General features: G+C 59.7%; 11 protein-coding genes and 1 pseudogene. 7 read left to right on the forward strand and 5 right to left on the reverse strand.

Annotation, left to right across the window (positions count from 1 at the left end):
* Positions 1 to 53 precede the first annotated feature (53 nt).
* Genes dgcB through OKW98_RS03505 form a run of 3 tightly spaced genes read left to right on the forward strand, consistent with a single transcriptional unit; the run spans position 54 to position 4,028 of the window.
* The gene (gene dgcB / locus OKW98_RS03495) at positions 54 to 2,015 is read left to right on the forward strand and encodes a dimethylglycine demethylation protein DgcB (protein ID WP_265387986.1); all 1,962 of its coding nucleotides are present in this window, start codon (positions 54 to 56) and stop codon (positions 2,013 to 2,015) included.
* Positions 2,015 to 3,235, forward strand: coding sequence for an electron transfer flavoprotein subunit alpha/FixB family protein (locus OKW98_RS03500; RefSeq protein WP_265387987.1), 1,221 nt, complete (start codon positions 2,015 to 2,017; stop codon positions 3,233 to 3,235). The genes dgcB and OKW98_RS03500 overlap by 1 nt, the downstream gene beginning before the upstream one ends.
* Entirely contained in the window at positions 3,225 to 4,028 is an 804-nt protein-coding gene (locus tag OKW98_RS03505) for an electron transfer flavoprotein subunit beta (RefSeq protein WP_265387988.1), read from the forward strand. The genes OKW98_RS03500 and OKW98_RS03505 overlap by 11 nt, the downstream gene beginning before the upstream one ends.
* 36 nt (positions 4,029 to 4,064) lie before the next feature.
* On the opposite strand, the gene OKW98_RS03510 is transcribed toward OKW98_RS03505, so the two are convergent.
* Complete coding sequence (locus OKW98_RS03510; protein ID WP_265387989.1) at positions 4,065 to 4,583, reverse strand: hypothetical protein; 519 nt, start codon at positions 4,581 to 4,583, stop codon at positions 4,065 to 4,067.
* Positions 4,584 to 5,503: 920 nt separating this feature from the next.
* Positions 5,504 to 6,802 carry a glycine-betaine demethylase subunit GbcA gene (gbcA, locus tag OKW98_RS03515; RefSeq protein WP_265387990.1) on the reverse strand — a complete coding sequence of 433 codons (1,299 nt, stop codon included), beginning with the start codon at positions 6,800 to 6,802 and terminating at the stop codon, positions 5,504 to 5,506.
* A 329-nt stretch (positions 6,803 to 7,131) separates the two neighbouring features.
* Here gbcA and gbcB point away from each other — a divergent pair, with 329 nt between their 5' ends.
* The gene (gene gbcB / locus OKW98_RS03520; RefSeq protein WP_237251596.1) at positions 7,132 to 8,232 is read left to right on the forward strand and encodes a glycine-betaine demethylase subunit GbcB; all 1,101 of its coding nucleotides are present in this window, start codon (positions 7,132 to 7,134) and stop codon (positions 8,230 to 8,232) included.
* Positions 8,233 to 8,346: 114 nt separating this feature from the next.
* Here gbcB and OKW98_RS27405 read toward each other — a convergent pair whose 3' ends face one another.
* Both OKW98_RS27405 and OKW98_RS27410 read right to left on the reverse strand, forming a co-directional pair.
* On the reverse strand, positions 8,347 to 9,219 hold the full coding sequence (locus OKW98_RS27405) for a methyl-accepting chemotaxis protein (RefSeq protein ID WP_416148418.1): 873 nt from the start codon (positions 9,217 to 9,219) through the stop codon (positions 8,347 to 8,349).
* A gap of 30 nt (positions 9,220 to 9,249) precedes the next feature.
* Positions 9,250 to 9,999: pseudogene (locus OKW98_RS27410) on the reverse strand (MCP four helix bundle domain-containing protein); the annotation flags it as partial.
* Positions 10,000 to 10,288: 289 nt separating this feature from the next.
* Between OKW98_RS27410 and OKW98_RS03530 the strand changes: the two are divergent.
* Both OKW98_RS03530 and OKW98_RS03535 read left to right on the forward strand, forming a co-directional pair.
* Positions 10,289 to 10,522, forward strand: a complete 234-nt coding sequence (locus OKW98_RS03530; protein WP_265387992.1) for a hypothetical protein — start codon at positions 10,289 to 10,291, stop codon at positions 10,520 to 10,522.
* On the forward strand, positions 10,519 to 10,821 hold the full coding sequence (locus OKW98_RS03535; RefSeq protein ID WP_065991262.1) for a cell division protein ZapA: 303 nt from the start codon (positions 10,519 to 10,521) through the stop codon (positions 10,819 to 10,821). Before OKW98_RS03530 ends, OKW98_RS03535 begins: the two co-directional genes overlap by 4 nt.
* 95 nt (positions 10,822 to 10,916) lie before the next feature.
* Here the strand turns inward: OKW98_RS03535 and OKW98_RS03540 are convergent, their stop codons facing one another.
* Positions 10,917 to 11,957, reverse strand: a complete 1,041-nt coding sequence (locus OKW98_RS03540) for a low specificity L-threonine aldolase (protein ID WP_265387993.1) — start codon at positions 11,955 to 11,957, stop codon at positions 10,917 to 10,919.
* Between the two features lie 99 nt (positions 11,958 to 12,056).
* Here OKW98_RS03540 and OKW98_RS03545 point away from each other — a divergent pair, with 99 nt between their 5' ends.
* Positions 12,057 to 12,800, forward strand: coding sequence for a TraX family protein (locus tag OKW98_RS03545; protein WP_265387994.1), 744 nt, complete (start codon positions 12,057 to 12,059; stop codon positions 12,798 to 12,800).
* Positions 12,801 to 12,968 lie beyond the last annotated feature (168 nt).

Raw genomic sequence — 12,968 nt, forward strand, 5'->3', positions numbered from 1 at the left:
AAGCCGGCTCCTACAAGGCCCTTGTGACACCCGAGGTTTTTTGGGAGCTCCACATGCTAAACACCCTTCTTCCCATCCTGCTCTTCGCTGCCTTGGGCCTTGCGGTCCTTGGCGCGCTGCGGCGGGTGAGCCTGTGGCGCAACGGGCGTGCGTCCAGGGTCGATCTGCTCGGCGGCCTGCTGGCGATGCCCAAGCGCTACATGGTCGATCTGCACCACGTCGTCGCGCGGGACAAATACATCGCCAACACCCACGTCGCCACGGCGGGCGGCGCGGTTGCGTCGATCATCCTTGCGATTCTGGTGCACGGTTTTGGCCTGCATAACCGGGTCCTTGGCTACGCGCTGCTGCTGATGTCGGCCGTGATGTTTGTTGGCGCGATCTTCATGTACCTGCGTCGTGGTCAGCCGCCGAGTCGGCTGTCAAAAGGCCCGTGGATGCGCCTGCCAAAAAGCCTGCTGGCGTTTTCGGGCTCGTTCTTTATCGTCACGTTGCCGGTTGCGGGCATTTTGCCTGCGAACTTTGGCGGCTGGCTGCTGGCGATCATTCTTGGCATCGGCGTGCTCTGGGGCGTCTGCGAGTTGTTCCTCGGCATGACTTGGGGCGGGCCGATGAAGCACGCGTTCGCCGGCGCGCTGCACCTGGCATGGCACCGTCGCCCGGAGCGCTTCGGCGGGGGCCGTTCGACAGGGCTGAAACCCCTCGATCTGGCAGACAAAACCGCACCGCTGGGCGTCGAAAAACCCAAGGATTTCACCTGGAACCAGCTACTCGGTTTCGATGCATGCGTGCAGTGCGGCAAGTGCGAAGCTGCCTGTCCTGCCTTCGCCGCCGGCCAACCGCTGAACCCGAAAAAGCTGATTCAAGACATGGTCGTCGGGCTGGCGGGCGGCACTGATGCAAACTTTGCGGGAAGTCCCTATCCGTCCCTTGACGGCCAAGGCAAGCCTGTCGGTGAGCATGGCGGCAATCCCCATCAACCCATCGTCAATGGACTGGTCGACGCCGACACCCTGTGGTCGTGCACGACCTGCCGGGCTTGCGTGGAAGAGTGCCCGATGATGATCGAGCACGTGGACGCGATCGTCGACATGCGTCGGCATCTGACCCTCGAAAAGGGCGCAACGCCCAACAAGGGCGCCGAGGTGCTGGAAAACCTGATTGCGACCGACAACCCAGGCGGCTTCGCCCCGGGTGGACGCATGAACTGGGCAGCAGACCTGAACCTTGAGGTCATGAGCAACAGGAAAACCGTGGACGTGCTGTTCTGGGTCGGCGATGGCGCGTTCGACATGCGCAATCAGCGCACCTTGCGCGCGTTCGTCAAGGTGCTGAAAGCCGCCAAGGTCGACTTCGCGGTGCTGGGTCTTGAAGAGCGTGACAGCGGTGATGTTGCGCGGCGTCTGGGCGATGAAGCGACGTTCCAGATGCTCGCCAGACGCAATATCCAGACGCTGGCGCAGTACGACTTCAAGCGCATCGTCACCTGCGACCCGCACAGCTTTCATGTGCTGAAAAACGAATACGGTGCGTTCGACGGCCACTACGTCGTACAGCACCACAGCACTTATCTGGCAGAGCTGATAGTCAACGGCGCGTTGAATCTGGGCCAGCACAAAGGTGCCAGCGTCACCTATCACGATCCCTGCTACCTCGGTCGTTACAACGGCGAATACCAGGCGCCGCGCGATGTGCTGCGTGCGCTGGGCATCGAGGTCAAGGAAATGGTGCGGTCCGGATTCCGCTCACGTTGCTGCGGCGGCGGTGGTGGCGCTCCGATCACCGACATTCCCGGCAGGCAACGGATTCCGGACATGCGCATGGATGACATCCGCGAGACCGGCGCCGAATTGGTGGCCGTGGGTTGTCCACAGTGCACCGCGATGCTTGAAGGCGTGGTCGAGCCACGGCCGATGATCAAGGACATCGCCGAACTGGTGGCTGACGCGCTGCTTGAAGACACCGCGCCTGCAAAACCGGCAGCGGCCCGACGTGAACCTGCGGAGGCCCATTGATGAGCGACATTATCCGCCGCGACCCGCGCGCTGAGTGGATCGCGCGAAACCGCCTGCATCCCTTGCACGCTTCCATGCAACCGGCCCAATCCAGCTGGATGGGCCCCAACGGTGTGCTGCGTAAAAACGTGCATGGCATCGGTTTTATCGGTCCCAACGGGGTTAAGCGCATTGATCGAAGCGGGGCGCAGCAAGGGGGCGCGGTCAAACGCTCCGCATCGGTGGACGTGCCATTGCCGTTGCATCGAATTGCAACGCCGGCCTTTTACATCGCTGTTGTGCCCGACATGGTCGGCGGCCGTCTGAGCAGCCATGACCGCGATCTGCTGGGCTTGGCCCACGGGCTGGCTGGCACCGAGGGCGCTGTCCTGGCGGTGATTTTTGGCGAGCACAAAGAGACCGCGTTCGATACCGCTGGCGTAGATCGTCTGTTGGTACTGGAAGGCAGCGCGTTCAGTGGCTATTCGCCCGAGCAGCGTGTGCAGGGTCTGCGGGCTGTGGATAACCAGTTCGACCCGCATCACTGGCTACTGCCCGACAGCCGAAACGGTGGGGGCGAGTTGGGGCGCCGCTTTGCGGCCAGCCTGGGCGAGCGTCCGTCGACACGCGTCTGGCAAGTGGCTGGCGAACAGTGCATCGGTCGTGCAGGTGCTGGCGCGGAGGACCTGTTGCGTCCCGTATCACGCCTGATTCTTGCTCAAGCGGAATGCGCAGAGCCTGTCAGTGAAACGCGGCATGAAGCGCTGCCTATGGAGTTATCCACAGCTGTCGCGCGTAGCTTGCCGCGCATCGAGGACCTCGGCGCCGTGGCGGTCGATCCTGCGCTTATCCCCATGTCCGAAGCTGAATTCATATTTTCAGGCGGCAACGGGGTCAAGGACTGGTCGCTGTTTCACCGCACTGCCGTCGCCCTTGGCGCTACAGAAGGCGCATCCCGTGTGGCCGTCGACGATGGCTTCATGACCCGGGATCGCCAGGTCGGTGCGTCCGGAACCTGGGTCACTGCCCGGGTGTACGTGGCGGTCGGGATTTCCGGCGCGATCCAGCATCTACAGGGCATTGGCGCCTGCGACAAGGTGGTGGCGATCAACCTCGATCCGACCTGCGACATGATCAAACGGGCTGATTTGTCGGTGATCGGCGAGAGCGCTGCCATTCTCGAAGCGCTGGTTGAAGCGGTCGACACCTACCGGAATGGGGCGAAGCGCGATGCAGCCTGAAATGGGTAGCTCTGTGGATAAAGGTGCGTTGCACGTGATCAGCCTCGTCTCTGTCGGCGCTCATCCGACGTCTGGCCGGCCGCGTCGCGCCGAGCAGGACGCCCGGGCGGTTGAGCTGGGTTTGCAACTGGCTGGGGATAACTTGCATGTGTTGCATGCCGGTGATGCCGAAGAGCCCGCATTACGTGGCTACCTGGGCATGGGCGTGGACGAGCTTCACGTGCTGGCTCAGCCGCCGGGTGCGGACGCGTTGCCCGGACTGGCGGATTATGTGCGCGAGTCCGGGGTGCAGTTGGTGCTGACCGGCAGTCAGGCTGAAACCGGCGAAGGCTCCGGCATGCTCCCGTATTTGCTGGCTGAAAAGCTCGGCTGGCCGCTGGTGGTGGGCCTGGCCGAGGTCGAGTCCATGAGCAACGGCAGCGCCCAGGTGCTGCAGGCGCTCCCCCGAGGTCAACGCCGCCGACTTAAAGTCCGCCTGCCGTTTTTGGCGACTGTGGATAACTCTGCACCGAAACCCCGCCAGAGCGCCTACGGCCCGGCGCAACGCGGTTTGCTGGATGTGGAGGAGATTGAAGTGGTCATCGACGAAGTGTTCATCGACGCTAAGCTGACGCCCGCCAAGCCACGGCCGAAGCGCTTGAAGGTCATCAAAGCCAAGAGCGGCGCTGATCGTATGAAGGCCGCAACGGCGAAAGCGAGCGGAGGCGGTGGGCAGGTTCTCAAGGGAGTGACTGCTCAGGAGGGGGCTGCTGCGATTTTGAAGTTGCTGGTGGAGGAGGGGGTGGTGCGTTGAGCACCGAAAGGCGCCACGATGGCGCCTTTTCTCCGTTCACGACTGAGGCGTATCTGGCTGCATTTTTTGACCCCTGGAATCTGCATCAACAATCACAACGTCGAAAACCTGCTCAATGACCTGACGCGTCCCCTGTTTCAAACTCCATGCGAAGAAAACGAGACACCCAACCAGTAAAGTGAACAAGCCCGAACCAACGAGGCTCTGCGCAGCTCCCTTCCAAAACCCTGGCCGCGCCATTCGGATGTCGTTGGCGGCTCTTGAGGAGCAAAACGCTGCCAACTCGTCCGTTTCGGTACTCAGTGAGGACTCCAGAAAGTTTGTCGCCAGCCGGGTCGCCTGGGTTCGATAGGCTTCAAGTTGCGAACTGCTGTTGCTGATATCGTGAAACGCAACGAGATCGCAATCTAGCGGATCAGTGCCGTTTCTCTCTTTGAACGCGTGGATATACTCGATTTTTTGCCGTTTATACACCGAGTAGGCCAGTTGGCCGAGTATGTCGTCTTCATCGTTCACTAACTCGCTGAAGATGTAGTTGTAGCGCTCTTCGGTCATGTGAGATCACTCCTGCCGGAGCCTGCGGGAGGCCGATCGGAATGCTTCCCTGATTTCTTCTGTGGTCTTGGGTTTAAAGCTGATAATGCCCAATAATTCCTTGGGCAGAGCAAACGAAGCCCCTTGCTTACGTTTACATAGCCTGCTGTTCGCCTCAATGACGACTTTGTGTGAGAACGGTGTCCAGTGATGCATGAGGGTGCTCCTTGCCGCCGGTTGATTTGCGCTGAGTGTACCGAGCTGTCCGGGGCATGGATGTCAGACGCTTCCTAAACGTACCCACCCAAATGTCTATGTATACATACCCACAATCGCTGTTGATCCGCCTGTGGATAAACTGTTTGCGTATTGCTACAGCCCTTTGCTGGCGTCGCTCTCAGCCGGCTGGTTGATTTTTGATCGCTCTATCTGGCGGATTCTTATGGATTTTTTCCACAAGCCAGCCTTGTCGGCGCGTGTTCTTACCCACATTGTCTGTGCGCGTGCGTGTGGATAACATGTTCGTGATTCGCTGCGGCCCTTGTAATTCGTGGCCTCCAAAGCTTTGTTCAAAATTTAACCAATAACAGCTATCGAGCGTCGATTTGCTCTGCTTGTCTCCTGTACTAAGCCCTTTTCACGCTTTTCCACAGCAGTCGGCATACTTACACACATAGGCTGTTGGCTGTTCTGTGGATAACATGTTCGCGGTCAGGCTTGCGCCCCTGAATCCGGCAGGTTGAGCGATATGATCAAAAAATGAGCAGGTGTCTCCTCTGGGTATTGATCAACGCAGAACCAGAAGCAGATCCAGAGACGTTCACCCGGATTTCCACTCACCCATCCAAAACGCATCGCGGGCAAGCGCGCTCCTACAGGTGAATGTCTGTAGAAGCGCGGTTGCCCGCGACAGTGTCAGCTCAAACCCGACAGGTAAAACCCTACTCGTGGTTAACCGCCACGCCCTTCAAATACGAAGCAGGTTCGGCGCCCATGTTCTCCAGCAATTTGGCGCTGTACCAGTCGATGAAGTTCACCACGCCGAACTCGTAGGTCTTCGAATATGGCCCCGGCTGGTAAGCGATCGAGTTGATGCCGCGCTGGTTTTCTTCGGCCAGACGGCGGTCTTGGTCGTTGGTGGCGTCCCAGACTTCACGCAGGCGCGCGACGTCGTAGTCCACGCCCTCCACAGCATCCTTGTGCACCAGCCACTTGGTGGTGACCATGGTTTCCTGTGCGCTGATCGGCCACACGGTGAACACAATCACATGGTCGCCCATGCAGTGGTTCCACGAGTGGGGCAGGTGCAGGATGCGCATCGAGCCTAGGTCCGGGTTCTGGATGCGGCCCATCAGCTTCTTGCTGCCTTGCTTGCCATCCATCGTCATCGAGACGGTGCCTTTGAGCAGCGGCATGCGCACGATGCGGTTGCGCAGGCCAAAGCTGGCGTGGGCGAACGGGATTTTTTCGGCTTCCCAGGCGGCAGCGGAGGCCGCGACGTGGTCCTTGAAGGCCTGATCGGCGCGCGGGTCGGTAACGTCGTCCCACTCCAGCAAGGTGTTCAGCAGTTCGGGGTGCGACGCATTGCAGTGGTAGCACTCGCGGTTGTTTTCCAGCACCAGCTTCCAGTTGGCTTTCTCCATCAAGGTGGTTTGCACCGCCACCTTGGTGTTCTCCATGTCGTACGGTTCCATGTAGTGGTTCAGCGTCTGCAGGAACGCGTCGATGGCAGGCGGATTGCTCGCCATGCTGATGAAAATATACCCGCCCGCGACCTTGCAATGCACTGGCTTGAGGCCGAACTGCTTCATGTCGAAGTCCGCACCCATCTCGGTGCCCGCGTACAGCAGGCGACCGTCGAGCTCGTACGTCCACTGGTGGTAAGGGCAAACCAGCTTGGCAACCTTGCCTTTTTCCTTGGTGCACAGGCGTGAGCCACGGTGACGGCAGACGTTGTGGAACGCATTGATCGAGCCGTCCGGCCCGCGCACCACCAGGATCGGGTTCTTGCCGATCTGGAGGGTGAGGAAGTTGCCTTTGGCCGGCACTTCGCAGCTCATGCCCGCGATCAGCCACTCTTTCTGAAAGATTTCCTGCATATCGATTTCATACAGCCGCTCATCGCTGTAGAAAGGCTGCGGCAGCGAGTAAGTGCGCTCGCGGGTGTGCAGCATCTCGGCAGTCGCCTTGCGCGCAGGTTCCAGCGGATCGCCCAAGCTCAGAGTTGCGGTGACGTCCATCTTTCAAGTCCTCAGGCCGCGCTTTGCGCAGTCTACGAATGTGGCTGATACGGTGGGTTTGCAGCGAAGCGCGCGAGGCGGCAGTGATTTCTGACGCTCAGGCCGATGGATAAAGAATCTGTAATGAATTGATGGCGAGTGTGGAGCCGGGCGCGACCTGAACCTTATCCATGGGCGACATGGCCGAATCCGTTTCCGACGGCCCGACCCCTATAGACCGGGGCTGGTCGCCATAAGTATGTGAATGTCGCTGATAGGTAAATAGGCGGCTCGTGCGTTACGCAGAATCGCCATCATGAGAGGCCGACCGTCGGCCGTGGAGAGTGAGTATGTCCCAGAGTTTCCTCAGCCCGGTCAACACCCAGACGTGGGCCAACGGCCGCCACCTGGTGCGGGTCGTCAAAGTGATTCAGGAAACCTGGGACGTGCGCACGTTCTGCTTCATGGCCGACCAGCCGATTCTGTTCTTTTTCAAGCCCGGGCAGTTCGTCACCCTGGAGCTGGAAATCGACGGCGTGCCGATCATGCGCTCGTACACCATCTCCAGTTCGCCTTCGGTGCCGTACAGCTTTTCGATCACCATCAAGCGTGTGCCCGGCGGCAAGGTCTCAAACTGGCTGCACGACACGCTGCACGAAGGGCAGGAGCTGGCGGTGCACGGGCCGGTGGGGCTGTTCAACGCCATCGACTTCCCGAACCCGAAAATCCTCTACCTCAGCGGCGGCGTCGGCATCACGCCAGTCATGTCCATGGCGCGCTGGTATTACGACACCAACGCCAACGTCGACATGGTCTTCGTGCACAGTTCGCGCTCGCCCAAAGACATCATCTACCACCGTGAGCTGGAGCAGATGGCGTCGCGAATCAATAACTTCGCCCTGCACATCGTCTGTGAAAAACACGGGCTGGGTGAGCCGTGGGCGGGTTATCGGGGTTATCTGAATCAGAAGATGCTCGAACTCATGGCGCCGGATTTCATGGAGCGGGAAGTGTTCTGCTGCGGACCGACGCCGTACATGAGTGCGGTCAAGCGGTTGCTTGAAGCCAACGGTTTCAACATGGCGCAGTACCACGAAGAGTCCTTTGGCGCGACGCCTCCGGAAGCGCGTGCCGACGCCGTGGAGCATGCCGAACAGGCCGCCGATGCGCCGGATCTGGATGTCGCTGAACTGCATCAGGTGGAATTCACCGACACCGGCAAGAGCATTCGCGTTGCGCCGGGGGAAACCGTCCACGCCGCCGCTGCCAAGCTGGGCCTGATGATTCCGAAGGCGTGTGGCATGGGCATCTGCGGTACGTGCAAGGTGATGAAGCTGAGCGGGGAGGTCGAGATGGAGCACAACGGCGGCATCACCGATGACGACGTAGAGGAGGGGTACATCCTGTCGTGCTGCAGTGTGCCGAAGGGTGACGTGCGGATCGAGTATTGATCGACCTGTGTAGGGGCGCGCTTGCCCGCGATGAACGATGACGCGGTCTACCTGAGAGACCGCGTTGTTTTTTTCGCGGGCAAGCGCGCTCCTACACTGTGATCGACGGGTTGCTTACACCTTGAAGCGCGCAACCATGCCGTTCAGATCCACGGCCAGGCGCGACAGCTCGTTGCTCGCTGCGCTGGTCTGATTGGCGCCGGTCGCGGATTGGGTCGACAAATCGCGGATGTTCACCAGATTGCGGTCCACTTCCCGAGCGACTTGGGCCTGCTCTTCCGCCGCGCTGGCGATCACCAGGTTGCGTTCGTTGATTTCCACGACCGCGCTGTTAATGGTGTCCAGCGCAAGGCCGGCACCCTTGGCGATGTTGAGGGTCGATTCCGCCCGCTCGGTGCTGCTACGCATGGAGTTCACCGCCTGTTCGGTGCCGCCCTGGATGCTGCCGATCATGCGCTCGATTTCGCTGGTCGACTGCTGGGTGCGGTGGGCGAGGGCGCGGACTTCGTCGGCAACCACCGCAAACCCGCGACCGGCTTCACCCGCGCGGGCAGCTTCGATGGCGGCGTTGAGCGCCAGCAGGTTGGTCTGGTCCGCCAGGCCGCGGATCACATCCAGCACCTTGCCGATGTCACGAGATTCGCCGGCCAGATTGCCAATAAGGGTGGAGGTGCTCTGTACGTCGGTACTCATGCGTTCGATGGCGCTGACGGTTTCCTGCACCAGATCGCGGCCATCGCTCGCCGACGTCGTAGCGTTTTTCGACGCTTGCGAGGTGCTCACAGCGTTGCGCGCGACTTCTTCCACGGCACTGGTCATCTGATTGACCGCGGTGGCGGCCTGTTCGATTTCGTTGTTCTGCTGGGACAGGCCACGCGCGCTTTCGTCGGTAACAGCGTTCAGCTCCTCGGCTGCAGAAGCGAGCTGGGTCGCCGAACCGGAAATGCGCTGCAGGGTGTCGCGCAGCCTGGACTGCATCTTCAGCATCGCGGCCAGCAAACGGCCGGCTTCGTCTGTACCGTCCACCGTGATGGTGCGAGTCAGGTCGCCTTCGGCGATATCCTCAGCCGCATTCAGTGCCGAAGCGATGGGGCGGGTGATGCTGTTGGTCAGCAACCAAGCGAAGAGCAAGGTCAGCACAGTGGCGATGATCAGCAGCGTGACGACCATCTTGAACGCGGTCGAATACTGTTGAGTCGCCGTCGCGCTGGCTTGATTGACCTGTTGGGTGTTCATCTCGATCAACTTGGCGAGTGCGGTGTTCATCTGGTCCGAGTTGGTCTGCAGATCGGCGCTGAGCAGACGGATCAGTTCGGCCATGTCGTTTGCCTGACTCAGCGTCTTCATGCGGTTTTCAAGCTGGCGATAGTCGTTGAGCAACTGCACGTACTGGTCGTAGGCCGACTGCTCCGCCGGCTCGGAAATCAGCTTGACGTAGACGGCCCGGGCATCGTCGATCTGCTTGTTGCGCATGGCAAACAAGTCACTGGTTTTCTGCAGTGTGTCGGGGTCGCGGTTGAGCATCAGGCGGTAGGACAGAACACGCAGGCGGATGCTGCCTTCGGTCAACTTATCCAGTGCCTTGATGCTCGGCATGCTGTTGGTGGCCATATCGACGTTGGCGTTGTTGATCTTGTTCATTTGCGACAGGGCAAAGATGCCCAGAATCAGCATCAGCAGGCCGATGATGGAAAAGCCAAGAAAGGCGCGGGGCGCGATATTCAAATTACGTAGGGACATTACGGTTCCAGGAAGGCCGCGATCCATGCGAGGCGAAAGAGAGAAGTGACAGAGATGCACGCTTTATCGGTAGGTTTCATGTGGACTTGATGCCGCTTGTCTGCGCTGTGCGGTTATGTCGCAGCCGGCTGATCTGACGAACAGCAGGAACAAGATCGCAAAAATGGAGTCAATCAGGGCCGTTATGCGTTTGCGCAATAGAGTTGTAGAGATGCTTGTTGGTCGGTGTAGTGGCGTGAATGCCCTGATTTCACTGGTAGCTAAAGTGACTTTTCTTTATCGTACGCGCCCTTTGAAATTTGCCTGAGATATCAAAATGTTGGAAGCATCCCTAAGCCAGTTGGAAAAGCTCGTCAGTGACCTGGTACAGCACAATCAGGAACTGCAGAACACGAACGCACAACTCGCCGAAGAGTTGAAGCACGCCAGGGATGACAACGACAGCCTGCAGCTGAGTCTGATGGAGCAGGAAGAGAAACAGGGTGCGACGGCTGCGCGTATTCAAGCGCTGGTTGATCGCGCCACCAGCGTCAGCGCGGTTGACGCATGATCACGGATCAGGACGGTGCCAAGGTTATTTCCATCCTTGGCAACGACTACACGATCAAGGCACCTGCCGGCCAAGAGCAGACCTTGATGGACGCTGTGTCGATGCTGAAGTCGGCATTGTTTGAAACCAAGCGCAGTTACCCGACGCTGATCGGCGATCGTTTGCTGGTGCTGGCCGCGCTGAACCTGTGTTCGAAGCAGATCGAACTCAAGCAGCAACACGCCGAAGCGCTGAGCCGTTATGAAGACAAGGTCAGCGCGACGGTCGAGGTGATCGAGAAGGTGATTGCGCAGGGGTGAAGGACTCGTGCGACTGACTTAAGGCGCCGCAGTAAGATATCCGCATCGTCGTTGATCGCGGGCAAGCGCGCCTCTAAACGCCATGCAGTGCCTGGTCAGGCGCCCATCACCCGCCGGATGTCCGCTGCCAGTTCCCGCACGCGGGCTTCTTCGGTGTCCCATGAGCACATGAAGCGCGCTCCGCCGACGCCGATGAAGGTGTAGAAGCGCCAGCCTCGCGCAGTTAGCGCGGCAATGGCCGCTTCCGACAGTTGCAGGAACACGCCGTTGGCCTGCACCGGGAACATCAATTCAACGCCGGGAATATCCTTCACAAGATCAGCCAGCAACTGCGCGCAGCTGTTAGCGTGGCGTGCGTGTTTGAGCCAGGCGTCGTTTTCCAGCAAACCCACCCACGGCGCCGACAGAAAACGCATCTTCGAGGCGAGTTGACCGGCCTGTTTGCAGCGATAGTCGAAGTCTTCGGCGAGCTTGTGGTTGAAGAACAGAATCGCCTCGCCCACCGCCATGCCGTTTTTGGTGCCACCGAAGCACAGCACATCAACCCCTGATTTCCAGGTCAGCTCGGCAGGCGAGCAACCGAGGAAGGCGCAGGCATTGGCAAAGCGGGCGCCATCCATGTGCAGGTTCAGGCCCAGCTCTTTACAGGTCTCGCTGATGGCTTTGAGCTCTTCCGGCTGATAGACACTGCCTACTTCCGTGGCCTGGGTCAGTGTGACCACGCGGGGTTTTGGGTAGTGGATGTCGGCGCGTTTGAGCGCGACTTCACGAATGGAAGCGGGTGTCAGCTTGCCGTTTTCGCTGCGTGCGGTCAGCAGTTTGGAGCCGTTGGAGAAGAACTCCGGCGCGCCGCATTCGTCCGTTTCGACGTGGGCGGTTTCCGAGCAGATGACGCTGTGATAACTCTGGCACAGCGACGACAGCGCCAGGGAGTTGGCCGCCGTGCCGTTGAAGGCGAAAAACACCTCGCAGTCTGTTTCGAACAACTGACGGAATTGATCGGCCGCGCGCGCTGTCCACTGGTCGTCGCCATAGGCACGCTGGTGCCCGTGGTTGGCTTGCTCCATGGCCGCCCAGGCTTCCGGGCAAATTCCCGAATAGTTGTCGCTGGCAAACTGCTGGCTTTGGTCTGACATGGCCGGTTCCCTGTAATCGAAGCCTGCGACTGTAACCAAAGTTGATCGGTTTGGTCATGCATTCTTGCGTCAGAAAATTCAGCCAGACAGCGAAGCAATATGACCGAAACGAAATCAATTACCGCACCCGTGCGCAATCGCGCGCTGGACCTGCTCAAGTGGCTGGCGATGCTGAGCATGGTGATGGATCACCTGCGCTATGTCGGCTGGCACGCCAATTGGCTCTATGTCCCGGGCCGCCTGGCATTCCCATGGTTTTGCCTGGCGATTGCCGTCAACGTCGTGCGCAACGGCCGACGGGATATCGAGTCTTCGGTTAAATGGAAATATCTGACCTGGCTGGCGGTGTTTTCTGTGATCGCGGAGCTGCCGTACAGGATTTACATGGCGGGTGAGGTCACGACGCTGAATGTATTGCCGACGCTGGCGCTGGGTTTGCTGATCGCGCAGGGCGGATTGAGTCGGTCATGGCCGGTGAGGCTGCTGGGTATCGCTGCCTTGGCTATTGGTGTTCTGTTTGGGCCGCAGTTGATGTTCGGAGTGTATGGGGTTTTGCTGCCTCTGGCGTTTGTGCTCGTGCTGCGCACCTCGTTATGGCTGGCGATTGTGCCGGGGATTGTCTGTTTACTGAGCAACGAATGGCCGAAAATTATCGACGGCATGCTGTGGGGCGATCCGATTTCCATCGGCGCGCTGGTGGCCTGTCTGCTGGCACCGCTGTTGGGGTTGACGATTCTGCGCGGACGCCCGGCATTCGGTGTGTGGCCGATGCGGCGCTGGGCGTACCTGATTTATCCGGTGCATTTTTTGGTGCTTTTCGGGCTGCGGCAGGTCTTCACCTGACGCAGTTCCCTGTAGGAGCGCGCTTGCCCGCGAATGTAGGGTGTCAGTCACCATTGATGTACCTGATCTGACGCATCGCGGGCAAGCGCGCTCCTACAGGATTCGTGGTGTATCCGGAATTTGTGGCATGCCGCTTGATCCATGTAGACAAACCGCCATCCCCGCCCG

This window comes from Pseudomonas sp. KU26590, assembly GCF_026153515.1.
Taxonomy (GTDB): domain Bacteria; phylum Pseudomonadota; class Gammaproteobacteria; order Pseudomonadales; family Pseudomonadaceae; genus Aquipseudomonas.

Bases quoted from the DNA above. Each gene is read 5' to 3' on its own strand.
- dgcB (WP_265387986.1), top strand. From the start codon at position 54: ATGCTAAACACCCTTCTTCCCATCCTGCTCTTCGCTGCCTTGGGCCTT.
- OKW98_RS03500 (WP_265387987.1), top strand. From the start codon at position 2,015: ATGAGCGACATTATCCGCCGCGACCCGCGCGCTGAGTGGATCGCGCGA.
- OKW98_RS03505 (WP_265387988.1), top strand. From the start codon at position 3,225: ATGCAGCCTGAAATGGGTAGCTCTGTGGATAAAGGTGCGTTGCACGTG.
- OKW98_RS03510 (WP_265387989.1), bottom strand. From the start codon at position 4,583: ATGACCGAAGAGCGCTACAACTACATCTTCAGCGAGTTAGTGAACGAT.
- gbcA (WP_265387990.1), bottom strand. From the start codon at position 6,802: ATGGACGTCACCGCAACTCTGAGCTTGGGCGATCCGCTGGAACCTGCG.
- gbcB (WP_237251596.1), top strand. From the start codon at position 7,132: ATGTCCCAGAGTTTCCTCAGCCCGGTCAACACCCAGACGTGGGCCAAC.
- OKW98_RS27405 (WP_416148418.1), bottom strand. From the start codon at position 9,219: ATGCTGAAGATGCAGTCCAGGCTGCGCGACACCCTGCAGCGCATTTCC.
- OKW98_RS03530 (WP_265387992.1), top strand. From the start codon at position 10,289: ATGTTGGAAGCATCCCTAAGCCAGTTGGAAAAGCTCGTCAGTGACCTG.
- OKW98_RS03535 (WP_065991262.1), top strand. From the start codon at position 10,519: ATGATCACGGATCAGGACGGTGCCAAGGTTATTTCCATCCTTGGCAAC.
- OKW98_RS03540 (WP_265387993.1), bottom strand. From the start codon at position 11,957: ATGTCAGACCAAAGCCAGCAGTTTGCCAGCGACAACTATTCGGGAATT.
- OKW98_RS03545 (WP_265387994.1), top strand. From the start codon at position 12,057: ATGACCGAAACGAAATCAATTACCGCACCCGTGCGCAATCGCGCGCTG.